This window comes from Streptomyces sp. NPDC002032 (genome assembly GCF_042890765.1).
GTDB lineage: Bacteria > Actinomycetota > Actinomycetes > Streptomycetales > Streptomycetaceae > Streptomyces.
The window spans coordinates 181,378-206,465 of sequence record NZ_JBIASM010000005.1 but is presented as its reverse complement, the minus strand read 5'-3'; the positions used below and the strand labels follow the sequence as shown (position 1 = coordinate 206,465).

General features: G+C 74.6%; 20 protein-coding genes. 13 read left to right on the top strand and 7 right to left on the bottom strand.

The window, feature by feature from the left end; translation table 11 throughout:
• Positions 1-15: 15 nt before the first annotated feature.
• From ACFYYT_RS14965 to ACFYYT_RS14935, 7 genes are all read left to right on the top strand, one after another.
• Positions 16-873 (top strand): TatD family hydrolase, encoded by an 858-nt coding sequence (locus ACFYYT_RS14965; RefSeq protein WP_351815109.1) that lies wholly within the window; start codon positions 16-18, stop codon positions 871-873.
• Between the two features lie 21 nt (positions 874-894).
• The gene (eboE, locus tag ACFYYT_RS14960; RefSeq protein WP_351815106.1) at positions 895-2,184 is read left to right on the top strand and encodes a metabolite traffic protein EboE; all 1,290 of its coding nucleotides are present in this window, start codon (positions 895-897) and stop codon (positions 2,182-2,184) included.
• Positions 2,181-3,572, top strand: coding sequence for a nucleotide pyrophosphatase/phosphodiesterase family protein (locus tag ACFYYT_RS14955; RefSeq protein WP_351815103.1), 1,392 nt, complete (start codon positions 2,181-2,183; stop codon positions 3,570-3,572). The genes eboE and ACFYYT_RS14955 overlap by 4 nt, the downstream gene beginning before the upstream one ends.
• A 30-nt stretch (positions 3,573-3,602) precedes the next feature.
• Positions 3,603-4,427: a 4'-phosphopantetheinyl transferase superfamily protein gene (locus tag ACFYYT_RS14950; protein WP_351815100.1), complete on the top strand. Its 825-nt coding sequence runs from the start codon at positions 3,603-3,605 to the stop codon at positions 4,425-4,427.
• Positions 4,428-4,546: 119 nt separating this feature from the next.
• Positions 4,547-5,326 carry a hypothetical protein gene (locus ACFYYT_RS14945; RefSeq protein WP_351815098.1) on the top strand — a complete coding sequence of 260 codons (780 nt, stop codon included), beginning with the start codon at positions 4,547-4,549 and terminating at the stop codon, positions 5,324-5,326.
• A gap of 192 nt (positions 5,327-5,518) precedes the next feature.
• Positions 5,519-6,298, top strand: coding sequence for an ABC transporter ATP-binding protein (locus tag ACFYYT_RS14940; RefSeq protein ID WP_351815095.1), 780 nt, complete (start codon positions 5,519-5,521; stop codon positions 6,296-6,298).
• Positions 6,298-8,859, top strand: a complete 2,562-nt coding sequence (locus tag ACFYYT_RS14935) for an FtsX-like permease family protein (RefSeq protein ID WP_351815092.1) — start codon at positions 6,298-6,300, stop codon at positions 8,857-8,859. The genes ACFYYT_RS14940 and ACFYYT_RS14935 overlap by 1 nt, the downstream gene beginning before the upstream one ends.
• A gap of 88 nt (positions 8,860-8,947) precedes the next feature.
• Here the strand turns inward: ACFYYT_RS14935 and ACFYYT_RS14930 are convergent, their stop codons facing one another.
• A complete protein-coding gene (locus ACFYYT_RS14930; RefSeq protein ID WP_351815089.1) occupies positions 8,948-9,955 on the bottom strand; it encodes a TauD/TfdA family dioxygenase in 1,008 nt (335 codons plus the stop codon).
• A 238-nt stretch (positions 9,956-10,193) separates the two neighbouring features.
• Between ACFYYT_RS14930 and ACFYYT_RS14925 the strand changes: the two genes are divergently transcribed.
• Both ACFYYT_RS14925 and ACFYYT_RS14920 read left to right on the top strand, forming a co-directional pair.
• The gene (locus ACFYYT_RS14925) at positions 10,194-10,970 is read left to right on the top strand and encodes a 4'-phosphopantetheinyl transferase superfamily protein (RefSeq protein ID WP_351815086.1); all 777 of its coding nucleotides are present in this window, start codon (positions 10,194-10,196) and stop codon (positions 10,968-10,970) included.
• A 138-nt stretch (positions 10,971-11,108) separates the two neighbouring features.
• Positions 11,109-11,690, top strand: a complete 582-nt coding sequence (locus tag ACFYYT_RS14920) for a hypothetical protein (protein WP_351815083.1) — start codon at positions 11,109-11,111, stop codon at positions 11,688-11,690.
• A gap of 15 nt (positions 11,691-11,705) precedes the next feature.
• On the opposite strand, the gene ACFYYT_RS14915 is transcribed toward ACFYYT_RS14920, so the two are convergent.
• Together ACFYYT_RS14915 and ACFYYT_RS14910 are read right to left on the bottom strand one after the other, a co-directional pair.
• Positions 11,706-13,559 carry a BTAD domain-containing putative transcriptional regulator gene (locus ACFYYT_RS14915; protein WP_351815080.1) on the bottom strand — a complete coding sequence of 618 codons (1,854 nt, stop codon included), beginning with the start codon at positions 13,557-13,559 and terminating at the stop codon, positions 11,706-11,708.
• Positions 13,560-13,682: 123 nt separating this feature from the next.
• Positions 13,683-14,132, bottom strand: coding sequence for an Lrp/AsnC family transcriptional regulator (locus ACFYYT_RS14910; RefSeq protein ID WP_351815078.1), 450 nt, complete (start codon positions 14,130-14,132; stop codon positions 13,683-13,685).
• Between the two features lie 137 nt (positions 14,133-14,269).
• Here ACFYYT_RS14910 and ACFYYT_RS14905 point away from each other — a divergent pair, with 137 nt between their 5' ends.
• Positions 14,270-15,271, top strand: a complete 1,002-nt coding sequence (locus ACFYYT_RS14905) for an asparaginase (RefSeq protein ID WP_351815075.1) — start codon at positions 14,270-14,272, stop codon at positions 15,269-15,271.
• A 98-nt stretch (positions 15,272-15,369) separates the two neighbouring features.
• Here the strand turns inward: ACFYYT_RS14905 and meaB are convergent, their stop codons facing one another.
• Genes meaB through ACFYYT_RS14885 form a run of 4 tightly spaced genes read right to left on the bottom strand, consistent with a single transcriptional unit; the run spans position 15,370 to position 21,658 of the window.
• Positions 15,370-16,356: a methylmalonyl Co-A mutase-associated GTPase MeaB gene (gene meaB, locus ACFYYT_RS14900; protein WP_351815072.1), complete on the bottom strand. Its 987-nt coding sequence runs from the start codon at positions 16,354-16,356 to the stop codon at positions 15,370-15,372.
• Between the two features lie 11 nt (positions 16,357-16,367).
• Positions 16,368-18,551, bottom strand: coding sequence for a methylmalonyl-CoA mutase (gene scpA / locus ACFYYT_RS14895; RefSeq protein ID WP_351815069.1), 2,184 nt, complete (start codon positions 18,549-18,551; stop codon positions 16,368-16,370).
• Positions 18,548-20,413, bottom strand: coding sequence for a methylmalonyl-CoA mutase family protein (locus ACFYYT_RS14890; RefSeq protein ID WP_351815066.1), 1,866 nt, complete (start codon positions 20,411-20,413; stop codon positions 18,548-18,550). The genes scpA and ACFYYT_RS14890 overlap by 4 nt, the downstream gene beginning before the upstream one ends.
• A 24-nt stretch (positions 20,414-20,437) precedes the next feature.
• Complete coding sequence (locus tag ACFYYT_RS14885; protein WP_351815064.1) at positions 20,438-21,658, bottom strand: ROK family protein; 1,221 nt, start codon at positions 21,656-21,658, stop codon at positions 20,438-20,440.
• Between the two features lie 462 nt (positions 21,659-22,120).
• On the opposite strand from ACFYYT_RS14885, the gene ACFYYT_RS14880 reads away from it, so the two are divergent.
• The 3 genes from ACFYYT_RS14880 to ssuE all read left to right on the top strand — a co-directional run bounded on the left by ACFYYT_RS14880 (position 22,121) and on the right by ssuE (position 25,072).
• Positions 22,121-22,774 (top strand): methyltransferase domain-containing protein, encoded by a 654-nt coding sequence (locus tag ACFYYT_RS14880; protein ID WP_351815062.1) that lies wholly within the window; start codon positions 22,121-22,123, stop codon positions 22,772-22,774.
• Positions 22,775-23,489: 715 nt separating this feature from the next.
• A complete protein-coding gene (locus ACFYYT_RS14875; RefSeq protein ID WP_351815059.1) occupies positions 23,490-24,482 on the top strand; it encodes a TauD/TfdA family dioxygenase in 993 nt (330 codons plus the stop codon).
• Between the two features lie 32 nt (positions 24,483-24,514).
• The gene (ssuE, locus tag ACFYYT_RS14870) at positions 24,515-25,072 is read left to right on the top strand and encodes an NADPH-dependent FMN reductase (protein ID WP_351815057.1); all 558 of its coding nucleotides are present in this window, start codon (positions 24,515-24,517) and stop codon (positions 25,070-25,072) included.
• Positions 25,073-25,088: the final 16 nt, after the last annotated feature.

Sequence of the window (25,088 nt, the reverse complement as noted above, 5' to 3'; positions counted from 1 at the left end):
TACCGGAGCCCGACCATGCGCATCTTCGACCCGCACATCCACATGACGTCCCGCACCACGGACGACTACCGAGCGATGCACGCCGCCGGCGTCCGCGCGCTGGTCGAGCCCGCGTTCTGGCTTGGGCAGCCCCGGACCTCCCCGTCCAGCTTCACCGACTACTTCGACGCGCTGCTGGGCTGGGAGCCGTACCGCGCCGCGCAGTTCGGCATCAGCCACCACTGCACCATCGGCCTCAACCCGAAGGAGGCGAACGACCCGCGCTGCACCCCCGTCCTGGACCTGCTGCCCCGCTACCTCGCCAAGGACGGGGTCGTCGCCGTCGGCGAGATCGGCTACGACACGGTCACCGAGGCCGAGGACCACGCCTTCGCCGTCCAGCTCTCCCTCGCCGTCGAGTTCGCCCTGCCCGCCCTCGTCCACACCCCGCACCGCGACAAGGCGGGCGGCACCGAGCGCTCCCTGGCCGTAATCCGCGAGTCCGGCATCGACCCCGGCTTCGTCGTCCTCGACCACCTCAACGAGGTCACGGTCCGCGAGGTCCGCGACTCCGGCTGCTGGATGGGCTTCTCCATCTACCCGGACACCAAGATGACCCCGGACCGCATGGTGGCCATCCTCAAGGAGCACGGCACCGAGCGGATCCTCGTCAACTCGGCCGCCGACTGGGGCCACAGCGACCCGCTGCTCACCCGCGCCACCGGTGAGGCCATGCTCGCCGCCGGCTTCGACGAGAACGACGTGGACCGCGTGCTGTGGCGCAACCCGGTCGCCTTCTACGCCCAGTCGGGCCGCCTCGGCCTCGACGGCTACACCGATGAGCAGGCCGCGGGGCTGTACGCCGGGAACTCGATCGCCCGCGGCGGAAACTGATCAGGAAAGAGGAACCGCCTGATGCGCTTCCGTCACCGGGACGGCACCTCCGTCCACCTGGCCTACTGCACCAACGTGCACCCGGCCGAAACCCTCGAGGGCATCACCGCCCAGCTCGCCGCCTACGCCGAACCGGTCCGCCGGGCCGCCGGCGAGTCCGTCATCGGCCTCGGCCTGTGGCTTCCCGTCGACGCGGCCGCGGCCCTCGCCGCCGATCCGGCCGCCGTCGCCCGGCTGCGCCGCGACCTCACCGCCCGCGGTCTGGAGACGGTCACCCTCAACGGATTCCCCTACAAGGGCTTCCACGCCCCGGTCGTGAAGCGGGCCGTGTACTACCCGGACTGGTCCGAGCCCGCCCGCCTGGACTACACGCTGAACCTGGCCCGCGTCCTGGCCGGGCTGCTGCCCGACGACGCCGACCGCGGCTCGGTCTCCACCCTCCCGCTGGCCTGGCGCACCGCCTGGTCGCGCACCCAGCGGGCCGCCGCCACCCGCCAGCTCGACGCGCTCGCCGCCGGGCTGCGCCGCATCGAGGCGGAGACCGGCCGGACCGTGCGCGTCGCCGTCGAGCCCGAGCCGGGCTGCGTCGCCGAGACCACCGCGCAGGCCGTCGAGGCCCTCAAGGGCGTCGACCACGACTGGATCGGGCTCTGCCTGGACGCCTGCCACCTCGCGGTCGCCCACGAGGATCCCGGCACCGCCGTCGCCGAACTGCTGACCGCCGGGCTCCAGGTCGTCAAGGTCCAGGCCTCCAGCGCCCTGGAGGCCGCCGACCCCGCCGACCCCCGGGTCCGCGAAGCCCTCGCGGCCTTCGCGGAACCCCGCTTCCTGCACCAGACCCGCGAACCCGGGCCCGGCGGCGGCCCGCTGCTCGGCGCCGACGACCTCGGGCCCGCCCTCGCCGGGGCGCTGCCCGCCGAGGCCCCCTGGCGGATCCACTACCACGTGCCGCTGCACGAGGAACCGGCCCCGCCGCTCGCCTCCACCGCACCGGTGCTGCGCGACACCCTGCGGACCCTGTTCGGCGGGGACCACGCCGTCACCGACCACATCGAGGTGGAGACGTACACCTGGTCCGTGCTGCCCGAGGGCAGCCGGCCGGTGGGCGACGCCGGGCTGGCCCGGGGCATCGCCGCCGAACTGCGCTGGACCGCGAGGGAACTGACGGCGCTCGGCCTGACCCCCGCCGGCCCCGCCGCACTTGCCGTCCCCGCCGCACCCGCCGTCCCCGCCGGCCGCGCCGCACCCGCCGTCCCCGCCGGCCGCGCCGCACCCGCCGTCCCCGTCGCGCAGAAGGAGCCCGGACCGTGACCCCGACCCCCTCGGCCAGGAAGAAGACGGCCGTCCTGTGCACCGTCGGCCTCACCCCCCGGCTGCTGCCCCACATGCCCAACGTCCGGGCCATCGGGGAGCAGGGCTTCGCGGCCCCCCTCGACACGGTCTTCCCGGCCGTCACCGCCACCGTCCAGGCCACCCTCACCACCGGCACCCTGCCGCGCGAGCACGGCGCCGTCGGCAACGGCTGGTACTTCCGCGATCACGGCGAAGTGATGATGTGGCGCCAGCACAACGCCCTCGTCGGCGGCGAGAAGGTCTGGCAGGCCGCCCGGCGCCGCGACCCGGACCACACCACCGCCTACCTGTGCTGGTGGTGGGCGATGGGCGCCGACGTCGACACCGTGCTGACCCCCCGTCCCGTCTACCACTACGACGGCCGCAAGGCCCCCGACTGCTACACCGTCCCGGCCGCACTGCGGGACGAACTCACCTCGACGCAGGGCGAGTTCCCGCTCTTCAACTACTGGGGTCCGACCGCCTCCCTGGCCTCCACCCGGTGGATCGCGGGAGCCGCCCGGCACGTGGCCGACACCCGCGACCCCGACCTGTCCTTCATCTACGTCCCGCACCTCGACTACGACCTCCAGCGCTTCGGCCCCGACTCGCCCGAGGCCGTCCGCGCCGCCCGCGAGGCCGACGCCGCGCTCGGCCCGCTCCTGGACGACCTCCGCGCCCGCGGCACCACCGTCGTCGCGCTCAGCGAGTACGGCATCTCGCCCGTCAGCCGGCCCGTGGACATCAACCGCGCGCTGCGCCGCGAGGGGCTGCTGTCCGTATACGCCCAGCGCGGGATGGAGTACCTCGACCCGTACACCTCACGGGCGTTCGCCGTCGCCGACCACCAGGCGGCCCACGTGTACGTGGCCGACCCCACCGACATCCCGCGGGTACGTGACGTGCTCAAGGGACTGGACGGGGTCGACGAGGTCTGGGACCGCACCCAGCAGGCCGACTACGGCATCGACCACCCGAACTCCGGTGAGCTGGTGGCCGTCTGCGAGCCCGACGCCTGGTTCACCTACTACTACTGGCTCGACGACCAGCGCGCCCCGGACTTCGCGCGCGGCGTCGAGATCCACCGCAAGCCCGGATACGACCCGGCCGAGCTGTTCTTCGACCCCGCCGATCCGGCGGCCAAGGCGAAGGCGGCCCTCGCGGTGCTCAAGAAGAAGGCGGGCATGCGCGCACCGCTCCAGGTGGTGCCGCTCGACCCGGGATGTGTCCGGGGCAGCCACGGACGGCTGCCCGAGGACGACCGGGACGGGCCGGTGCTGCTCTGCTCGGACCCGTCCCAGGAACGCGCCCGCTACCACGCCACCGAGGTGAAGGACCTGCTCCTGCGCCTGGGTGGACTGAACTGACGACGCCCTCAAGGGGGAGAGGAGGACCCGATGACCAGCCAGACCCTGGCCGCCGTCCGCGGCCGCATCGACCACACCGACGGGACGGGCGCGGCGCCCGTGCCCGCATCGGCCGCACGGGAGGCGGCCAGGCTGAAGGCCACGGGCGAGGCCCACGTCTGGTGGTGGCCGCTCGAAGACCACGTGGACCAGGCCGACTTCGATCTGCTCGACGAGGTCGAGCAGATCCGCGCCCGGCGCTTCCGCCACGAACGGGACGCCGCCGCGTTCGCCCGGACCCGCGCCGGGGCCCGCCGCGCCATCGGCGACCTGCTCGGCGTCGACCCCCGTACGGTGGCCCTCGGCCGCCGGGTCTGCCCCGGCTGCGGCGACCTGGAGCACGGGCCGCCGGCCGTGGCCGGCCCCGCCGTCGGGCTCGCGGTGAGCCTGACCCGCACGAGCGGGTGCGGGGTGCTGGCCCTGCACGCCGGCGACTGGATCGGGGTCGACATCGAGGCGCTGCGGCCCGTCGCCTCCGGCTCGCTCGCGGGCGTGGTGCTCGCGCCCGCCGAGCACGCGTACATCCTGTCGCTCCCCGCGGGACCGGAGCGGACCGCGGCCTTCCACCGGGTGTGGACCCGTAAGGAGGCCGTGCTCAAGGGGGTCGGGCTGGGGCTGCTCGGCGTCGACCTCAACACCCTGGACGTCCGGCCCGGTACGCCCGGCCCGCTGGAGGTGGAACACGGGCACCGGGGCGAGAGCAGCAGCTGGTGGCAGATCGACGACCTGGACCTCGACGGCAACTGGTCGGCCTCCCTGGCCCGCCCCGTCGACGGCTCGCCCCTCGGCGAGGTCCACAGCCACCGCCCCGCGTAAGGCCGTCCGGCCCCCGTGGCCCCGCGTCCCGGACCCGCGCCCGGACCCCCCGAGCGGGGTCCGGGCGCGGGTCCGGCCGACCATCCCGCACGGAGAACCAACCCTTTCCGGAGCTCCCCATGGCCCACCCCGCCCTCCAGACCCCCGCCGCGCCGACGGCCCCCGCCGCACCCGCGGCCGGGTCCGCGCATACGGCTTCCCCCGCGCTCAGCGCCGTCCCCGCACCTGCCGCCACGCCCGCGCCCACCGCTACCCGCGCCCCCGCGCCCGTCGCCGTCCCGGTCCGGCCGGGGCCCCCGCACACCCCCGCCCCCGGGGCCCGCGCCGTGGCCGCCGGGCTGCTCGTCGTCGCCCTGCTGCTGTCCGCCGGCGTCCTCACGGGCGGCGCCCCGAAGGCCTTCCTGGACGAGATGGCCGGGGTCTTCGCGCTGGTCTCGCTCTCCGTCTCCGTGATGCTCGGCGTCGCCTCCGTCTTCCGCGACGTACTCTCCCCCGGCCTGCGCCGGCTCGCGCAGCACCTGCACCGGGCCGCGGGCCTGGCCGGCGTCGGCTTCCTCCTCGTCCACATCGGCGTGAAGGTCGCAGGGGAGGAGATCGCCGCGACCGACGCCGTCCTCGGCAGCGGGAACCTCCTGGTCGACCTCGGCTCCCTGGCCGCCCAGCTGTTCGTGCTCGCGCTGATCACCGGCCTGTGGCGGGGCGTCTTCGCCACCCGCCGCTGGATCCGCCCCTTCCGCTTCCTCCACGGGCTCGCGTACGCCGCCTGGGCCGCCGGGATCGTCCACGGACTCGGCGCCGGCCGCGCCCCCGCCCCCTGGGTCACCGTCAGCTACGCCCTCTGCTTCGCCGCCACCGCCGCGGCCCTGGCCTACCGCTGGGCAAGGGGTCGCCGTCGCTGAACCGGGCGACCCCGTACGCACGTTTCCGGCCGCAGGCATCCCGCCCCCGGCCGAAAACGCGTACCCCGGGGCTTTTCGAGTAGAGGGAATATAGGACCCCCGTCCAGGATCGGTGGCGTTGCATCCGCCGGCTTCTCGCGGATGAGGCTGCTGACATTCCCCCCTCAAAAGCTTTGGAAGGACTGGTCGCGCATGAGGACCGAGACGAACAGGCTCCGCGGGCAGAACGGCGCCGGGTCCCCGGGGTTCGCGCTGCGCTTGGACGGCGTCGTGAAGGAATACGGAAAGGCCGGCCGCGGTGTGCGCGCCCTGGACGGGGTCTCGGTCGGCATCGAGCGCGGTTCCTTCACGGCCGTGATGGGACCCTCCGGTTCCGGCAAGTCGACGTTCCTGCACTGCGCGGCGGGCCTCGACAAGCCGTCGAGCGGTTCCGCCTACATCGGCGACACCGAACTGGGCGCGATGAACGAGACCCAGCTGACGAAGCTGCGCCGCGAGCGCATCGGCTTCGTCTTCCAGGCGTTCAACCTCATCCCCGCGCTGTCGGTGCGCCAGAACGTCGAGCTGCCGCTGCGCCTGGCCGGCGAGCGCCTCGACTCCGGCTGGCTGGAGGAGATCCTCACGCGCGTGGGCCTGGGCGGCCGGGCCACCCACCGCCCCGCCGAACTCTCCGGCGGCCAGCAGCAGCGCGTCGCGATCGCCCGCGCCCTGATCACCCGGCCCGACGTGATCTTCGGCGACGAGCCCACCGGCGCCCTCGACACCGTGACCGCCAAGGAGATCCTCTCCCTGCTGCGGTCCTGCGTCGACGAGACCGGCCAGACCGTGGTCATGGTCACCCACGACCCGGTCGCCGCCTCCTATGCCGACACCGTCCTCTTCCTCGCCGACGGCCGGATCGCCGACCGCATGCAGGCCCCCACCGCCGACCGCGTCGCCGACCGCATGACCCACCTGGGAGCGTGGGCCTGATGCTGCGTTATGCCTTGCAGACCCTGCGCGCCCGCAAGGGCGGCTTCATCGGGGCGTTCCTCGCCCTCTTCTGCGCGGCCGCCCTCGTCACCGCGTGCGGCATCCTCCTGGAGACCGGCCTGCGGGGGACGATCGGCACCGAGCGCTACGCCGGCGCCCCCGTGATCGTCGGCGGCGACCAGAACGTCCACCAGGTCACCGTCAAGCAGAAGGGCGACAAGACCAAGACCAAGGCGAAGGAGAAGCCGCTCGGCGAGCGCGTCTGGCTGCCCGCCGACACCGCCACCAAGATCGCCGCCCTGCCCGGCGTCCGCACCGCACTGCCCGAGATCACCTTCCCGGCGTACGCGGTCACCCCCAAGGGACAGGTCGTCCCGGGCGTCGACGGCAAGCCCTCGTACGGGCACGCCTGGACCTCTGCGCCCCTGACCCCCTTCGCCCTGGCCGAGGGCGTCGCCCCGGTCGGCGCCGACGAGGTCGTCGTGGACCGCGAACTGGCGCGCCGGGCCGGGCTGAAGCCGGGCACCGAGCTGACCGTCCAGGCGACCGGCTCCCCCCGCACCTACCGGATCACCGGCATCGCGGCCCCCGCGGGCGGCGACCTCAAGCAGCAGACCTCCCTGTTCTTCTCCGACGCGGAGGCCCAGCGGCTGTCCGGCCGCGAGGGACAGGTCGCCGTCGTCGGCGTGCTGCCCAAGGACGGCGTGTCCGCATCCGAGCTGGCCGGCCAGGTCAAGGAGGCCCTCGGCGGCACCACCGCGCAGGTCGTCACCGGCGGCGAGCGCGGCCCCGTCGAGTTCCTCGACGCCGCCAAGGCCCGCATCAAGCTGGTCTCCATGGGCGGCGCCATCGGCGGCACCTCGCTGCTCGTCGCGATCCTCGTGGTCGTCGGCACCTTCGCCCTCTCCATCCAGCAGCGCTACCGCGAACTCGCCCTGCTGCGCGCCATCGCGGCGACGCCAAAGCAGGTCCGCCAGCTCATCGGGCGGGAGGCGCTGATCGTCGGATTCTTCGCCGGTGTGCTCGGCTCCGTCACCGGCCTGCCGATCGCCTACTGGCTGCACGGCAAGTTCGTCGGCTTCAAGACGATCCCCGACACCCTCGAAGTCACCTTCAGCGTCTTCCCGTTCTTCGCGGCCATCGGCGCCGCCCTGCTCGGCGCCTGGTCCGCCGCGCGGATCTCCGCCCGCCGCACCGCCCGCATCCGTCCCGCCGAGGCCCTGTCCGAAGCGGCCATGGAGCAGCGGAACTTCGCCTGGGGCCGGCTCGGCGCCGGCGCCGCGTTCCTGGTCGGCGGCATCGTCCTCCTCGCGGTCCTGGCCGCGCTGCGCAGCGAGCCCGCGTCCACCCCGGTGACCTTCCTGTCGGTCGTCGTGCTGTCGGTGGCGGTCTCCCTGCTCGGCCCGCTGATCGCCCGGATCGCGGTCTGCGTCCTCGGGGTCCCGCTGCGCGCCTCCCGGGTCGGCGGCTACCTCGCCACGGCCAACGCCCGCGCCAACACCAAGCGGGTCGCCGCGGCGGTCACCCCGCTCGCCCTGCTGATCGGCATGGCCTGCACGGTCTTCTTCGTCCAGACCACCATGGGCGCGGCGGCCACCGCCCAGGCCCAGGCCGGCAACAAGGCCGACTGGGTCGTCGGTTCGGCCGGACCCGGCGTGCCCGCCCAGGCCGCGGGGAGCCTGCGCCGCGTCCCGGGCGTCACCGCGGTGACCGAGGTCGTACGCACCTCCGTGCGCGTGGGCCTGGAGAAGTACCCGGCGCAGGGCGTCTCCACCGAGGGCCTCACCGCCACCTGGGACCCGGGCGTCACCGACGGCACCCTCGACGGGTTCGGCGCGCAGAGCGTCGCGCTCAGCGACGTGGCCGCCGACAACCTGGGCAAGAAGCCCGGCGACAAGCTGAAGCTGACCCTCGGCGACGGCACGGAGACCGAGCTCACCGTCGCGGCCGTCTACGACCGGGGCCTGGGCTTCGGCGACCTGACGATGTCCCACGAGCTGGTGTCGCGGCACGTCGACAACCCGCTGGCCTCCTCGCTGCTGGTCAAGACCGCGGACGCGGGCGCCCCCGGCCGCGCCGACCTGCAGAAGGCCCTCGGCGGCCTGCCCGGTGTCGGAGTCCTCGACCGCGACCAGGTGAAGGACCTCCAGGCCGAGGTCCAGCAGTCCAACGCCGAGGTGAACTACGTCGCGATGGGCCTGATCATCGCCTTCACCGCCATCGCCGTGGTCAACACCCTCGCCATGTCGGTCTCCGACCGCACCCGCGAGTTCGCGCTGCTCCAGCTCGTCGGCACCACCCGGCGCCAGGTGATGCGCATGCTGCGCATCGAGGCCGCCCTGGTGATCGTCATCTCCTCGGTCCTGGGCACCGGCATCGCCTACGCGGTGCTCACCGCCTTCAGCATCGGGATGACGGGCTCCGCCTCCCCGTCCATCGACGGCTGGATGTACCTGGGCGTCCTGGGCTTCGCCGCGCTGCTGACGGCCCTGGCCACGCTGGTCCCCGGCCGGCTGGCCCTGACGGGCCGCCCCGCGGACGTCATCGGCTCGCGCCAGTAGGAACCACCGACGGCCGGAGGGCCGGCCCCCGCAAGGGGCCGGCCCTCCGGCCGTAGGCGCTCGCTCCGCGAGAGCGGTGCGCGGCACGTCAGTTGAGCACCGCGCCACCACCCTTGCGGTCGACCCGGCTGCGCCGGTGGTCCAGGTGCGCGTAGACCCGGTGCAGCCAGCGGTCCTGGCCGTCGTAGCGAGGGGTGAAGGAGGTCCGGCCGTGCACCGCGAGCCGGTTGTCGACCACCGCGAGGTCCCCGACGCGCAGGGCCAGCGCGGACATCGTCCGCATGAGCGCCTCGCGCAGTTCCCCCAAGGCGGCCTTGGCCTCGTCGTCCAGCGGATGGGTCGCGGCGAAGTCGACCAGGATGTTCGGGTCCCGCGGGTCCCCGACGAGCACGGGGTGCGCGGGGGTGACCGAATTCAGGTCGCCGAAGGACGGCGGCGGCTCGGTGAGGAAACGCGGCGCGGCCAGGACCGACACCGTGTGCCCGGAAAGCAGCGGAAGGGCCCGCCGGACCGAGGACGTGCACAGCTTCGCATCGCCCGTCGGGTCCTCGCGCACGCAGAGCAGGCCGACGTAATCGGGCTTGTTGTCGTGGAAGGCGTTCTCGACGTGGAGTTCCAGCAGAACGGAACCCGCATTGCTCTGGGAACGCTCGCTGCCCGGAACCGGGACGACGTTCTGGACCAGGGCTCCGGTCTTCTCGCTGCGATAGGCGATGACCTCGCCGAGCTGGATCATCGCGGCCGTGACCAGGGTGGACGCCACGGCGGGCACCCGCTCCACCGAACCGGGAACGGTCGGCGTCTCGGGCAGCGGGTCGTCCGCCACCACCGGCATGTTGCGCAGCAGCAGCACCCCGTCGGGGCCGGCGTCGTGACGGAACCGGCGCAGCGCGGCGAGCACCGTCCGGGGCAGCGCCGCCGAGGCGTCCCGCACCGTGTCCAGCCAGGCCGGATCGTCGATCAGGGCCGGGTTGGCGCGCAGCACCCCGGTGGCGACGGCGACCAGTTCGGCGCGCTCGGCGTCGGTGAGCACGATCGCGTCCGGGGCCGCTGCGGTCGGGGGCAGCGTAAGGGTGTGTTCCTGGGTCCGCGGCATGGAGAAATCCTCGGGTTGATGAACGGTGACCCGAGTCAGTTTCCGGACCTGTCCTATTCCATTCCTATGGAAAATGCGCGGGAAAGGTCCGCGGAGATAGGTATAGCCGGGCAATAGCTGCCCGCCGCATGGTTACGGGGCGGCTTTGTCCACGGTTTCGCAGGGAAAATCTCCGCGAATTCCGGCCGGCCGCCGCACGTCCCGCACCATCCGACGGGGGAGTAGAAGGGAGGACCTGATGGAATTAAACGAAGAAGGCCCCGCCCACGGCGCGGCGATGTCCGTGGCCGACGCCCTCGGCGCACGGGGCGAGGCGCACGTCTGGTGGTGGCGCACTCCGGAGCACACCGATCCGGCCGATCTGCCGCTGCTGGACACCGAGGAGTTCCGGCGGGCGCTGTCGCTTCCCGCCGAACGGGACGCCGCCGCCTTCGTCCGCTCCCGGGCCGCCGCCCGCCGCGCCCTCGCCGGGCTGTTCGGGCTCGACCCCCGGGAGATCGCCCTGGGCCGGAGCGCGTGTCCGGGCTGCGGGGACGGCAGTCACGGTCCGCCGAAGCTGCTCGTCCCGGACCTGCGGCTCCCGCTCAGCCTGACCCGTACGGCGGGCTGCGGGATCTTCGCGGTCGGAGCGGGCGCGGCCATCGGCGTGGACGCCGAGACCGTGCGCCCGGTCCGCTGCTCGGCCACCACCGACGCGGACCTCACCGTCGCGGAGCGCGCCCACCTGGCCGGGCTGGTGCCCGGACCGGAACGGGACGCCGCGTTCTACCGCATCTGGACCCGCAAGGAGGCCGTGGTCAAGGCCACCGGCCTCGGTCTGTCCGGCGTCGAACTCGGCCTGCTGGAAACCCATCCGGCCCGCGGCGGTCCCGTCCGGGTCACCCACACCCACCGGGGCCGGACCACCGCCTGGACGGTCGAGGACCTCCCGCTCCTGGACGGCGTCGCCGTGGCGCTGGCCCGGCCGGCGGGACCCGCCGCGCACGGACCCGTGCACCGTCACGGGGACCACTGAACCGCCCCGGCCACCCGCCGGGCGCTCGCACCGCCCGACCGCACCGCCCGACCGCACCGCCCGTGTCAACGCCCCACCCCGCCCTGCCGGTTCCCGCCCACCCGGACCGGTACCGCCTCACCGAAAGGCCGCCCAGCCATGACCGTCGAGTCCTTCTTCCCCGTGGAACAGCTCATCGCGGAGAACGCCTTCCAGGCCGCCTCCACCACCGAAGTCCCCTCCGGCGCCACCGCCTTCGACCCGCCCGAGCAGTTGCTGGGCCTGACCCCGCAGGACCTCGCCGCGTACTTCGAGGCGATCGCCGAGGCCGTGGAGCTGGACGATCCGGGTCCGGCCGCCCGGGGCGGCTGGGAGGAGCGGGAGCGGCTGCGCTTCTCCACCTGGGTCCGCCGGGTCTACGAGCACCCGCTCTCGCCGGCCGTCTTCGCCCTGCCGGTCACCCGGGCCATCCGCGAGGTCCAGCTCGGCCAGGCCGCGGAGCTCGCGTTCCGGATCGATGTCGGCCGGGCCCGGGCGAAGGCCGCGAAGCCGTCCGCCGAGGTGCGGGCGACGGCCGCGGTGGCGTCGGCCTGGGCGATAGCCGCCGACGCGCTGTCCCGCTCGCCCCGGCCGCCGCGCGAGCGGGTCGTCGGCGACGTGTGGGCGATCGTACGGGAGACCATCGAGCCGGCCCTGCGGCCGACCGGCAGCCTCCCCGTACGCTCCCACAGCTCGTGGTGAGCGCCGCCGCGTAGCTCACCGCACCGCGGAGGGGAAGGCGTCCCGGGAGCTCAGGGCAGCCGCCAGCAGCCGGACCAGGTCGTTCCACCGGTACAGCGGCCGGCCCTGGACGTCCAGTCCGGACAGCTCCAGCAGCGCGAGGTCCACCAGGGTGTCCAGCGCGGCCTCCGCCTCCTCCTCCGCGGTGCCCAGCACCAGCGCCGCGTACTGGGCGCAGAAGGGCTCGGCGTCCCCGTCGGCGAGCCCGGTCAGTACGGCCAGCTCCGCGTCCGCCAGCCGCCGTACGCCGTGCACCAGGCTCTCCCGCACGCTCACGTCCCCGTACGACAGCTCGGCCAGCCGGGCCGCGGGATCGGCGAGCCGGGCCGCGAGCCGGGCCACGGGCCAGTGCGGCCGCGCCGCCAGCCGGGCCCCGGCGACGTGCAGGGCCAGCGGCAGCCCGGCGCAGTAGGCCACCAGGTCGTCGGCCGCGTCCGGGTCGGCGTCCAGTCGGTCCCGGCCCACCAGCGAGGCCAGCAGCTCCAGCCCCTCCTCGTCGTCGACCGGGGCCAGCGCGGTGGTGTCCGCGCCGGCCACCCGGGCCAGCCGGGCCTGAGCGGTGATCAGCACCGCCGACTCGGGGCCGCCCGGCAGCAGCGGGGCCACCTGCCGGTCGCCCACGGCGCCGTCCAGCACCAGCAGCAGCCGGGAGCCCGCGGTCCGGGTCCGGTAGAGCCGCACCAGCTCCTCCAGGTCGTCGCAGGCGGCGGCCGGAGCCGGCTCGCCGAGCGCGCGCAGCAGCCGCACCAGCACCTCGGCGGGTTCCTTCGCGGTGCCGTCCGGGTGGCACAGCTCCACGAAGAGCTGCCCGTCGGGGAAGCGCTCCGCGCAGTCCTGGGCCGCCCGCACCGCCAGCGCCGTCTTGCCCACCCCGGCCATGCCGGTGATCAGCAGCCGGCGCGGACGGCCGTCCTCGTGGCTCAGCCGCCCGCGCAGCGCGGCCAGTTCGCCGCGCCGCCCGGTGAACTCCCCGTACGGGGCCGGCAGCATCGCGGGAGCGGTCCGTACCGGTCCCGGCGCGGCGGCGGTGGCCGCCGGGAGCGGGCCCGGGGCGGGAGCCGAGGCCCCCGGGGCGCCGTCGCCGGACGCGGACAGCCCGAGGCCGCCGCCGAGGACCGCCTGGTAGGTGGAGCCGAGCGCCTCGCCCGGGTCCACGCCCAGCTGGTCGGCGAGGACCGCGCGCCCCTCGTAGTAGGTGTGCAGCGCGTCGGCCTGCCGCCCGCAGCGGTACAGGGCCGTCATCAGCTGGGCGCGCAGGCGTTCCCGTACGGGGTGCTCGGCGACCAGCCCGGTGAGCTCGGCGGTGACCTGCTCGTGGCGGCCGACGGCGAGGTCGGCCTCGATCCGGCTCTCCAGCGCGATCATGCGCGCCTCTTCCAGCCGGGGCAGTTCCGACTCGATCAGCTGCTCGGTCGCGTTGGCCAGCGCCGTGCCCCGCCACAGCTCCAGGGCGTCGCGCAGCAGGGTGCGGGCCTCCTCGAAGCGGCGGTCGGTGAGCGCCTCGCGGCCCAGCCGGTCCAGGCGGTCGAACTCGGTCAGGTCGATCCACGCCCCGGGTGCCCGCAGCACGTAGCCGGGCTGCCGCCGGACGATCTCGATCTCCGTGCCGAGGTGCTTGCGCAGCCTCGACATGTACGTGTAGATCTGCGCGCTGGCCGTGGCCGGCGGGTCCCACCCCCACAGGAGTGCGCTCAGCCGGGCATCGGAGACCACGCGTCCTTCGGACAGCAGCAGTGCGGCGAGCACCGTATGGACCTTGGAACCGGAGAGCGGGATCGTACTGCCGCCTCCCCGTTTGGCCTCGATCGGCCCGAGCAGCCGGAAGTCCATGCGGCACCCCCTTCTGGTGTGAGCATCCGTTCTGGATTCCAGAAGCTAGTGGGGCGCCTTATTGGAGGGTTATCGCCGCGGGGCGGGCTCCCGGGCCCGGCGATATCCGCGGCCGGCGCGCCGTCAGACGGGCAGGCCGGTCGGCTCCTTGATGCGCTTCATGATGATCTGGGAGTTGACCTCCGTGACCCCGGAGAGCGCCGTCAGCCGCTCGATCCACAGCCGCTCGTACGCGCGCAGGTCCGCGACGGCGATGCGCAGCAGGCAGCCGGGGCTGCCGAACAGGCGGTAGGCCTCGATGACGTCGGGGATGTCCTGGAGGGCGGCCTCGAACGATTCGACGGCCTCCCGGTCCCGGCGGACCTCCACCGACACCAGCACCTCGAAGCCGCGCCCCACCGCCTCGGGGTCGATCACCGCGCGGTAGCCCTGGATCACCCCGTCCTGTTCCAGCTGGCGCACGCGGCGCATGCAGGGGGAGGGGGTCAGGCCGACCCGCTGGGCGAGCTCCTGGTTGCTGAGGCGTCCGTCGCGCTGGAGCTCGCGCAAGATTTCGTGGTCGATGGCGTCCATGGCGCAATTATCGCCCATGTTTTGTGTCGTGCGTGCTTCGATGCGCAATCGCATTGCGCGTAGATCTCACTATCATTGCGACCTATAGGAAACCTGTACGGGACGCGAACGAATTTCGAGGGAAGGCGGCCAGGCCCATGGGACGCATCGTCGTCATCAGCACCGGCGGAACCATAGCCAGCCGGTGGAAGGGCTCGGGCTTCGCCGCCGAGGCCGACGGCCGTGAGGTGATGGCCACCGCGCCGCTGCCCGAGGGCGTCAGCGTCGAGGTCGTCGACCTGTTCAGCGTGAACAGCCCCCGACTCACCACCGCCCACCAGCTGACCCTCCTGCGCACCGTCCACGAGGTCCTCGCCGACCCGGACGTCGACGGCATCGTCGTCACGCACGGCACCGACACCCTGGAGGAGTCGGCCTTCCTCGTCGACCTGCACCACCACGACGTGCGCAGCGTCGTCTTCACCGGCTCGCAGCTGCCGATGGGCTCCGCCGAGGGCGACGGCCCCGGCAACCTGTACGACGCGCTCCTGACCGCCGCCACCACCCGCGGCCTCGGCGTCCTCGTCACCTTCGCGGGCCGCGTCCACGCCGCCCGCGGCACCGTCAAGACCCAGGCCGTGGCCCTGGACGCGTTCGCCGACCCCTCGAAGGAACTCCTCGGCAAGGTCGGCTTCGGCAAGGTCACCGTCCTGCGCGAGCCGCAGCGCCCGGCCCCGCTCGCCCTTCCGGCCATGCCGGAGCTGCCGCCGCGCGTGGACATGGTCATGCACCACGCCGACGGGGACCCCGTCCTGCTGAACGCCGCCGTCGAGGCGGGCGCCCGGGGCATCGTCCTCGTCGGCACCGGCGCCGGCAACGCCACCCCGGAGATCGTGGACGCGGTGAGCGCCGCCATCGCCCGCGGCGTCCTGGTCGCGCTGACCACGCGGGTCGCCGCCGGGCCCGTCACCGAGATCTACACGCACGGCGGGGCCGTCGACCTCGTCGCCGCCGGAGCCGTTCCCACCGGAACCCTGCGCGCGGGCCAGGCCCGCATCGCGGTGCTCTCCGCGCTGCTGGCCTCCGCCGAACCGGCCGAGCAGGCCCGTGTCCTGCGCGAGCTCCTCGGCTCGGCCGGCTCGGTCCTGGTCGACGCGTAACCCCGGCGGTGCGGGTCCGGGGGCGGCCCCCGGACCCGTATCCCGTACACCGCCGGACGCGTCCGGTCCGGCAGGCCGCGGGGCCCGCGGGCGAGCGGTCAGGGCCGGCCGAAGGCCGACAGGATGCGCTCCGCGGCCGAGGTCGCCGTGACCGTGCCCGCCCGTACCCCGGCTTCCAGCTCCGGCGCTAGCTCCCGCACCGCGGGATCCGCCCGCAGCCGTTCCAGCAGCTCGTCACGGACCATCGACCAGGTCCACTCCACCTGCTGCGCGGCCCGCTTCGCCGCCAGCCGGCCCCCCGCCTCCAGCAGCACCCGGTGCTGCTCCAGGCGGTTCCAGACCTCGTCCAGCCCCGCTGACTTCCGCGCGCTGCACGTCAGCACCGGCGGGGTCCACGCCGCGTCCGCCGGGTGCATCAGCCGCAGCGCCCCCGCCAGCTCCCGGGCCGCCGCCTTCGCCTCGCGCTCGTGCGGGCCGTCGGCCTTGTTCACGGCCAGTACGTCCGCCAGCTCCAGGACGCCCTTCTTGATGCCCTGGAGCTGATCGCCCGTACGCGCCAGCGACAGCAGCAGGAACGAGTCCACCATCCCGGCCACCGTGGTCTCCGACTGGCCCACGCCCACCGTCTCGACGAGGACCACGTCGTACCCGGCCGCCTCCATCACGATCATCGACTCGCGCGTCGCCCGGGCGACCCCGCCCAGCGTCCCCGCCGAGGGGGACGGCCGCACGAAGGCCGCCGGATCGACGGCGAGCCGCTCCATCCGCGTCTTGTCGCCGAGGATGGACCCGCCCGTCCGCTTCGAGGACGGGTCCACGGCCAGCACCGCCACCCGGTGGCCCAGCCCGGTCAGCATCGTGCCGAACGCGTCGATGAAGGTGGACTTGCCCACCCCGGGCACCCCGCTGATGCCGATCCGGCGCGCCCGGCCCGCGTGCGGGAGGAGCTCCGTCAGCAGCCGCTGGGCCAGTACCCGGTGGTCCGCCCGGGTGGACTCGACGAGGGTGATGGCACGCGCGACCTGCGCGCGCTTCCCGTCGAGCACGCCCTTCACGTACACGTCGATGTCGATCTTCGGGGGCATCCGCGCGGCGCCTACAGCTCGTGACCCAGGTCCGCGGCCAGCCGCGTCACCAGGTCGTGGGCGGCGTCCGGGATCACCGTGCCGGGCAGGAACACCGCCGCCGCCCCCATCTCCAGCAGCGTGGGGACATCGGCCGGCGGGATCACGCCGCCCACCACGATCGTGATGTCCTCACGGCCCTCCGCCGCCAGCTGCTCGCGCAGCGCCGGTACGAGGGTCAGGTGACCGGCCGCCAGCGACGAGACGCCCACCACGTGGACGTCCGCCTCGACGGCCTGGCGGGCCACCTCCGCCGGGGTCTGGAACAGCGGGCCGACGTCCACGTCGAAGCCCAGGTCGGCGAAGGCGGTCGCGATCACCTTCTGGCCGCGGTCGTGCCCGTCCTGGCCCATCTTGGCGACCAGGATGCGCGGACGGCGCCCCTCCGCCTCCTCGAACCGGTCGACGAGGGCACGGGTGCGCTCCACGGACGGCGACTCCCCTGCCTCGTTGCGGTACACACCCGAGATCGTACGGATCTGGCTCGCGTGCCGCCCGTACACCTTCTCCAGCGCGTCCGAGATCTCACCGACCGTGGCCTTGGCCCGGGCCGCGTCCACCGCCAGCGCGAGCAGGTTGCCCTCCCCGCTGCCGGCCGCGTTCGTCAGCGCCCGCAGGGTGTCCTGGGTGTGCGCCTCGTCGCGCTCCTCGCGCAGCCGCCGCAGCTTGGCGATCTGCTGCGCCCGCACCGCGGAGTTGTCGACCCTGAGCACGTCGATCTGCTCGTCGGTCTCCACCCGGTACTTGTTCACGCCGATCACCGGCTGGCGGCCGGAGTCGATCCGCGCCTGCGTGCGGGCGGCGGCCTCCTCCACCCGGAGCTTGGGGATGCCCGCGTCGATGGCCCGCGCCATGCCGCCGGCGGCCTCGACCTCCTCGATGTGCTGCCAGGCCCGCCGCGCCAGGTCGTAGGTGAGCCGCTCGACGTACGCGCTGCCGCCCCAGGGGTCGATCGACCGGCAGGTCCCCGACTCCTGCTGGAGCAGCAGCTGGGTGTTGCGGGCGATGCGCGCCGAGAAGTCCGTCGGCAGGGCGAGGGCCTCGTCGAGCGCGTTGGTGTGCAGGGACTGGGTGTGCCCCTGGGTCGCCGCCATCGCCTCGATGCAGGTCCGCGTCACGTTGTTGAAGACGTCCTGCGCGGTCAGCGACCAGCCGGAGGTCTGCGAATGCGTGCGCAGCGACAGCGACTTGGCGTTCTTCGGGTCGAACTGCCTGACCAGCTTCGCCCACAGCAGGCGGGCCGCGCGCAGCTTCGCGACCTCCATGAAGAAGTTCATGCCGATCGCCCAGAAGAACGACAGCCGCGGCGCGAAGGCGTCCACGTCCAGCCCGACGGCCTGTCCGGCGCGCAGGTACTCCACCCCGTCAGCCAGGGTGTACGCCAGCTCCAGGTCGGCCGTCGCCCCGGCCTCCTGGATGTGGTAGCCGGAGATCGAGATGGAGTTGTACCGCGGCATCTTCTGCGAGGTGAAGGCGAAGATGTCGGAGATGATCCGCATCGACGGGCCCGGCGGATAGATGTAGGTGTTGCGGACCATGAACTCCTTGAGGATGTCGTTCTGGATGGTCCCGGCGAGCTTGTCGGGGGAGACGCCCTGCTCCTCCGCCGCCACGATGTAGAGGGCGAGGACCGGCAGCACCGCGCCGTTCATCGTCATCGACACCGACATCTTGTCGAGGGGGATCCCGTCGAACAGCTGGCGCATGTCGTAGATCGAGTCGATCGCCACGCCCGCCATGCCGACGTCGCCCGTCACGCGCGGGTGGTCGCTGTCGTAACCGCGGTGCGTCGGCAGGTCGAAGGCCACCGACAGGCCCTTCTGGCCCGAGGCGAGGTTGCGCCGGTAGAAGGCGTTCGACTCCTGCGCCGTGGAGAAACCGGCGTACTGCCGGATCGTCCAGGGCTGGTTGACGTACATCGTCGGGTACGGGCCGCGCAGGTACGGGGCCACGCCCGGGTACGTCGCCAGGAAGTCCAGGCCCTCCAGGTCCCGGCCCGTGTACAGCGGCTTCACGCCGATGCCCTCGGGGGTCTCCCACAGCAGGTCGCCCGTGGCGGTCCCGGTGGACTCCTTCACCGCCGCCCGCCACTGCTCCTCGGTGACCGCCGACGAAGCGGCGCCGAGGGCGAGTTCGGAGAAATCGGGGATGCTCACAGCGCGACTCCCATCCGGTCGAGCACGCGGGAGAGCACGGCGACCGCGTCGCAGCCGGCGAAGACGTACTCGTCCACGGCCTGTTCGGCGGTGCCCGGCCTGCCCGCGAGGAACACGGTCGTCGCGCCCGCCGCGCGCAGGGCGTCCGCCACCGCGGCGGCCTGCTCCTCGTACAGCGCGTCGCTGGAGCACAGCACCGCCATGCCGTCCGCGCCGCTCGCCGCGTAGGCCGCGGCGGCCGTGTCCGGATCCACCGACACCGGGTCGTGGACCGGCTCGACGCCGCCCGCCTGGAACAGGTTCGAGGCGAAGGTGGCGCGGGCGGTGTGCGCGGCCGCCGGACCCAGCGCCGCGAGGAAGATCCGCGGCCGCGCGCCGGTGGCGGCCAGGTGCGCGTCGCTGCGGGCGCGCAGCGCCTCGTACGCCTCGTCGCGCCGCACCCGCGGCAGTCCGCCGGCCGGCCGCTCGGGCGCTGCCTCGCGCACGACGGGCTTCTCCGACAGCAGCGGGAACTCGCTGACCCCGGTGATCGGCTCGCGGCGCGTGGCCAGCTTCTTCGAACGCGCGGCCCAGGTGGCGGCGAGCCGCTCCGCGACCAGGCCCGAGCGCAGGGCGGCGGCCTGGCCGCCCGCCCGCTCCACGGTCTGGAAGAACTCCCAGGCGGCCTGCGCCAGTTCTTCGGTGAGCTGCTCCACGTAGTACGAGCCCCCGGCCGGGTCGGTCACCCGGGCCAGGTGCGACTCCTCCAGCAGCACGGTGGAGGTGTTGCGGGCGATCCGCCGCGCGAACGCGTCGGGCAGGCCCAGCTCGCTGTCGAAGGGCAGCACGGTGACGGAGTCCGCGCCCCCCACGCCCGCCGCCATGCAGGCCACGGTGGTGCGCAGCATATTCACCCACGGGTCGCGCCGGGTCATCATCACCGGCGAGGTGACCGCGTGCTGCCGCTGGGCGCCCGCGTCCGGGGCCCCGCAGGCCTCGGCGACCCGGGCCCACAGGCGCCGGGCGGCGCGCAGCTTGGCGATGGTCAGGAACTGATCGGCGGTCGCCGCGTACCGGAACTCCATCTGTCCTAGGGCCGCTTCGGTGCCGAGGCCGGCCTCCGTCAGGGTCCGCAGGTACGCCACCCCGGTGGCCAGGGACAGCCCCAGCTCCTCGGCGGCCGAGCCGCCCGCCTCGTGGTACGGCAGGGCGTCGACGCTCAGGGCGCGCACGCCCGGCCACGAAGCGGCCGCCTCCCGGGCCAGTGCGGCGCCGGGCGCCGGGTCCAGCGCCTCGCCCGTACGGGCCTCGTGGCCCAGCGGGTCGACGCCGAGGCAGGCCCGGGCGTCACCGGGTGCCACCCCGCGCTCGGCGTACAGCGCGAGCAACGCCCGTGCCGCTTCGTCGTATCCGGCGCCGGCGTCGAGGACGACGGGCGCGAGGTCGAGGTAGACGCCCTCCAGCGCCCGGGCCAGGCCGTCGGCGGGCAGACCGCCCCGGCCGACGGTCAGCCAGAGGGAGGTGGTGCCGTTCTCCAGGTCGGCGAGGGCCGCCTCGTTGACCCGTACGGGGTCGCTGCCCGCGAACCGCTGGCGCACGTCCCAGCCGGCCGCACCGGTGCCCTCGGGGGTGCCGCCGCGCACGAAGGGCGCGAAGCCCGGGAAGCCGGTGTCGGGGCCGTCCCCGTCGGGGCGTGCCGTGTACAGCGGGCGGGTGATGAGCCCGTCCTCGAGCTTGGTGGACAGGGCTGCTTCCGCCGCCTCGCCGGATACTTCCTTGCCGGACTTGCGCAGGACGCCTTCGACGAGGCGTTGCCACTGCTCATGTGTCGCGTCAGGAAATTCGGCGGCCAGGGAGAGCCCGTCGTCAGGCAGGACCGTCATGGCTCGAATGCTAGGGGGGCCCGCTCAACCGAGACCATAACCGCCGGATGTGATCTCGCACTCGCGGGCCGGTCCGGCGGGGTCGCTGAACAGCGGCCCCAGCAGCACCGTCGCCGCGGCCTGCGGCAGGACGGCCGGGCCGGCGTGCGGGGCGATGATCCGGGCGGGGTCGTCGCAGACGTGCGAACGGGTGACGGCCGCGCCGCGGATCTCGTCGAGGTAGCCCTCGTGCAGCACGCTCGACAGCTCGGTGACGACCATGACCGCCGGATTGAACACGTCGAGCAGCAGCGCGGCGGCCCGCCCCACGTCCCGGGCCCGCTCCCGCAGCAGGCCGTCCGCGCGCGGGTCCCCGGCCGCCGCCGCGTCGACCAGCAGCGGGACGGACGGATCGGGGACGATCCCGCGCCGCACCGCCTCGGCGCCGAGCGCGGTGTCGGAGGCGGTCGCCTGGAGGCAGCCCGTACGTCCGCACGCGCACGCCGCCGCGGAGCCGGGCACCGGCAGGTGCGCCACGTCCCCGGCCGCGGAGCCGGGGCCCTGGTGGACCGTCCCCTCGATGCCGAACGCCGCGTCGACCACGTTGCCGACGAACAGGTGGACCAGGCTCCGCCGGGCCGCGGGATGCCCGAAGAGGATCTCCGCCCCGGCGACGGCCCGGGCGTGGTTGTCGACCCGTACCGGGAGCCCGAGGGCCGCGGACAGCCCGGCGGCCAGGGGCTCGTGCCGCCAGCCGAGCGCCGGATGCCGTACGACGGTTCCCGCACCCGGCCGGACCCAGCCGCCGAGCGCGGCGCCGACGCCGAGGAGTGGGCGCGCACCGGGGGCCGACTCCCGCAGGAACCGGCCGAGTTCCTCCGCGATCCGGCCGGGCAGCGCCGGATCGCGCGGGTCCCGGTACGGGAAGGACCGGCGGGCCAGGACCTGCCCGCGCAGGTCGACCAGGCTGAAGGTGGACGACGGCACCCCGATGTGCAGCCCCGCCGCGAGGGGGCCGCCGACGGCCCCGGTGTGCAGGTCCAGCGGGATGCGGGGCCGCCCCGAGGCGGTGCGGCCCGCCGGGTCGGGGAGCTCGCGCAGCAGGCCGCCGCGGAGCAGGCCGGTGGTCTGCCGGGACACCGCGGCGGCGCTCAGCCCGCACAGCTGCGGGATCCCGCTGCGCGCGACGGGCCCGTGGTCGAGCACCGTGCGCAGCACGGCGGCGGCGTTGGCGGCCCCCCGGCGGTCGCCGGCCATTCGCGTCATCCCCCGATCATGCCGGACGGCCCGACCCCCCGAAAAAGCCCCCCGCCCCCCGCCCGAGCCCGCCCGGCCCCCGCCCGAGCCCGTCCGGCCCCGCCCGAGCCCGCCCGCCCCCCCGCCCGAGCCCGCCCGCCCTCCGCCCGAGCCCGTCCGGCCCCCCCCGGGTCCGGCCGCCCGCCGCCGTGCCGCCCGCCCATGCACCGCACCCGGGTGCGTCCGGCACCCGCCGGGGCCTCCGGCGCCTGCGGCGGTGGGAAGCCCGTCCGCGCCGTCCCGCCCGGTGCCCGGCGCCCGCCCCGGCTCCGCGCCCGGGTACGTCGGGCACCCGCCGGGGGCCCGTCCGTCCGGCGCCTGCGGGGGTGGGGGCGTGTCCACGCCGTCGCGGCCGGTGCGCGACGTGTGCCCCGCGCCGAGCCCTCCAGGCGGCCTGCGCCATCGCGCGGGCGCGCCCTAAGGTGCTCGCTCGTGACCGACTCCTCTTCGCACCACCGCGCCACGGCCGACGCCTACGACGCCGTCGCCGTCCTCTACGCCGAACTCTTCCGGGACGCGCTGGCCGGATTTCCGCTGGACCGGGCGGTGCTCGCCGCGTTCGCCGAATCGGTGCGGGCCGCCGGTCCCGGTTCCGGTCCCGGCTCCGTCGCCGAGCTGGGCTGCGGCCCGGGAGGGGTGACCGCGCACCTGCGGGACCTGGGGCTGGACGTCTTCGGCGTCGACCTGTCGCCCGTGATGATCGGCATCGCCCGCGAGACGTACCCGGACCTGCGGTTCGAGGTCGGCTCCATGGACGCCCTGGAGCTGCCGGACGGCCGGCTGCGGGGCATCGTGTCCTGGTACTCGGTCATCCACGCCCCGCCGCGGGACGTGCCCGCGTACTTCCGTGAGTTCCGCCGGGTGCTGGCGTCCGACGGCCGGCTCCTGCTCGCCTTCTTCGAGTCGGAGGGCGGGCCGGTCACGGCCTTCGACCACAAGGTGACGACGGCCTACCGATGGCCGGTCGACGGCCTGGCGGCCCTGGCCCGTGAGGCCGGGTTCACCGAGATCGGCCGGATGCTGCGCGAGCCGGTGGAGGGGGAGCGCTTCCGCCGGGGGCACCTGCTGCTGCGCACGGCCGACTGATCCCGCCCCCCGGGCAGGGCGGCCGGGCGGTGCGTGGCGGTGGCATTGCGGGACCGTGAAATCCGGCCACGGTTTTCGGCCGCCGTGCGCTGGAGAACGGGCAGGTCAGCGCGGGTGTGCCGGGTCCACGGAGGGGTGCGGGGCGGGGGTTGACCCCTAGCGGGGGCGCTGACAGGCTCCGAGCCATGACCGCGAACGTCCACCTCGCCCCGCGGCTCCGCACCCCCGGCCCCCGTACCGCGCCGGGCCGGTGTCCGGGCCACTGTCACGCCTGACCCGCGTCCCGGGCCCGGGCCCCGGCGCCCGCCCCGGCAGGCCCCGCGTCCCGGCGCCCGCCCCGGCGGTCCCCGCGCCACGGCACCCGGTCCCGGCACCCCGGCACCCTGAGGGCGGCCGTCCTGACCGTCCCCGCGGGGCCTTGCGGCACCGGGGGAGCGGGACCGGCGGCGCCGGAAGGCCCCGGACCCTCGCTGCCGGCCGCCCGGCCCGTTCTCCCGTACGGCGGTCCCCGGCCCGACGGCCGTCCCCGTACGAGACGTCGTGGGCCGGGCCGTCCCCGCTCCGATGGCCGTCGGCCCGGTCCGCCGGTCCGCCCCGTCGACGCACCGCCCCCGGCCCGGCCGCCCGCGCAACGCGCCCGGCATCCCGGCGCGCACACGCCTCACGTCATTTCTTCCGCAGCGGAAATAAATACCCAGAGACCCGAGGAGTCCCCATGACCACCACCACCGCCCCTGCCCCCGCCCTCACCGTCACCAAGCTCGGCGGCCGCATCGGAGCCGAGATCGGCGGTGTGCTGCTCGGCGGCGACCTGGCCCCCGAGACCGTCGCCGAGGTCCGCGCCGCGCTCCTCGCCCACAAGGTCGTCTTCTTCCGCGGTCAGGACCACCTCGACGAAGCCGGTCACGAGGCCTTCGCCCAGCTGCTGGGCACCCCCGTCGCCCACCCCACCGTCCCCTCCGCCGACGGCCGTTACGCCCTCGGCATCGACTCCCACCACGGCGCCCGCGCCAACCAGTGGCACACCGACGTCACCTTCGTTCCCGCCTACCCGGCCTTCTCCATCCTCCGCGCCGTCACCATCCCCCCGTACGGCGGCAACACCCTCTGGGCCAACACCGCCACCGCCTACGCCCACCTCCCCGAGCCGCTCCGCGCCCTCGCCGACTCCCTGCGCGCCGTCCACTCCAACGAGTACGACTACGCGGCCCTGAAGCCCGGCGCCCTGCCCGAGGCGCTCGCCCAGTACCGCGAGGTGTTCACCTCCACGAAGTTCCTGACCGAGCACCCGGTCGTCCGCGTCCACCCCGAGACCGGCGAACGCACCCTGCTCCTCGGCAACTTCGTCCAGCGCGTCAGCGGACTCACCGGCCGCGACTCACGGGCCCTCGTGGACCTCTTCCAGGCCCACATCGAGAGCCCCGAGAACACCGTCCGCTGGCAGTGGCGGGCCGGCGACGTCGCCATCTGGGACAACCGCGCCACCCAGCACTACGGCGTCGACGACTCCGACGACCACGAGCGCACCCTGCGCCGCGTCACCGTCGACGGCGAGGTCCCGGTCGGCCCCGACGGCGCCGCCTCCCGCCTGATCAGCCCGGAGGCCGTCCCGGCCCCGTCCTTCGGCATCGCCTCCGGAGCCTCGGGGGCCACCGCAGACTCCGCAGCATCCGGAGCCTCCGGGGCCACCGCCGCCGCCTCCGCCTGACCCCCACCCCGCCGCCCGCCCAAGGAGCCACCGTGCCCAAGCTGCTCGCCCTCACCGGCAGTCCCTCCCCCCACTCCCGTACCGCCGTCGTCGCCGATCACGTACTGCGCCGCCTCTCCCACTCCGGCTTCGAGACCGCCCACCTCGCCGTACGCGACCTGCCCGCCGCCGACCTCCTCGCCGCCCGCCGCGGGGAGCCGGAGATCCGCCGCGCCCTCGAAGCCGTCGCCGAGGCCGACGGACTCGTCATCGCGACCCCGGTCTACAAGGCCTCGTACACCGGACTGCTCAAGGCCTTCCTCGACCTGCTCCCGCAGGACGGCCTGGCCGGCAAGACCGTCCTCCCGCTCGCCACCGGCGGCAGCCTCGCCCACGTCCTGACCATCGATTACGCCCTGCGCCCGGTCCTCGCCGCCCTCGGCGCCCGGCACGTCACCGCGGGCCGGTTCGTCCTGGACTCCTCCGTCGAGCGCGGATCCGGCCCCGACCGGCTGCGCCCCGAGGCGGAACTGGACCTCTTCCAGGCCGTCGACGAGTTCTCCGAGGCCCTGCGCACCGCCGCGGCGCCCGCCCTCACCACCACCCCCTGACCCCGCGCCCCCCGCA

Bases quoted from the DNA above. Each gene is read 5' to 3' on its own strand.
- ACFYYT_RS14885 (WP_351815064.1), bottom strand. From the start codon at position 21,658: ATGACGCGAATGGCCGGCGACCGCCGGGGGGCCGCCAACGCCGCCGCC.
- ACFYYT_RS14910 (WP_351815078.1), bottom strand. From the start codon at position 14,132: ATGGACGCCATCGACCACGAAATCTTGCGCGAGCTCCAGCGCGACGGA.
- ACFYYT_RS14935 (WP_351815092.1), top strand. From the start codon at position 6,298: ATGCTGCGTTATGCCTTGCAGACCCTGCGCGCCCGCAAGGGCGGCTTC.
- ACFYYT_RS14925 (WP_351815086.1), top strand. From the start codon at position 10,194: ATGGAATTAAACGAAGAAGGCCCCGCCCACGGCGCGGCGATGTCCGTG.
- ACFYYT_RS14930 (WP_351815089.1), bottom strand. From the start codon at position 9,955: ATGCCGCGGACCCAGGAACACACCCTTACGCTGCCCCCGACCGCAGCG.
- ACFYYT_RS14920 (WP_351815083.1), top strand. From the start codon at position 11,109: ATGACCGTCGAGTCCTTCTTCCCCGTGGAACAGCTCATCGCGGAGAAC.
- ACFYYT_RS14875 (WP_351815059.1), top strand. From the start codon at position 23,490: ATGACCACCACCACCGCCCCTGCCCCCGCCCTCACCGTCACCAAGCTC.
- ACFYYT_RS14915 (WP_351815080.1), bottom strand. From the start codon at position 13,559: ATGGACTTCCGGCTGCTCGGGCCGATCGAGGCCAAACGGGGAGGCGGC.
- ACFYYT_RS14905 (WP_351815075.1), top strand. From the start codon at position 14,270: ATGGGACGCATCGTCGTCATCAGCACCGGCGGAACCATAGCCAGCCGG.
- ACFYYT_RS14965 (WP_351815109.1), top strand. From the start codon at position 16: ATGCGCATCTTCGACCCGCACATCCACATGACGTCCCGCACCACGGAC.
- ACFYYT_RS14940 (WP_351815095.1), top strand. From the start codon at position 5,519: ATGAGGACCGAGACGAACAGGCTCCGCGGGCAGAACGGCGCCGGGTCC.
- ACFYYT_RS14945 (WP_351815098.1), top strand. From the start codon at position 4,547: ATGGCCCACCCCGCCCTCCAGACCCCCGCCGCGCCGACGGCCCCCGCC.
- meaB (WP_351815072.1), bottom strand. From the start codon at position 16,356: ATGCCCCCGAAGATCGACATCGACGTGTACGTGAAGGGCGTGCTCGAC.
- ACFYYT_RS14890 (WP_351815066.1), bottom strand. From the start codon at position 20,413: ATGACGGTCCTGCCTGACGACGGGCTCTCCCTGGCCGCCGAATTTCCT.
- eboE (WP_351815106.1), top strand. From the start codon at position 895: ATGCGCTTCCGTCACCGGGACGGCACCTCCGTCCACCTGGCCTACTGC.
- ACFYYT_RS14950 (WP_351815100.1), top strand. From the start codon at position 3,603: ATGACCAGCCAGACCCTGGCCGCCGTCCGCGGCCGCATCGACCACACC.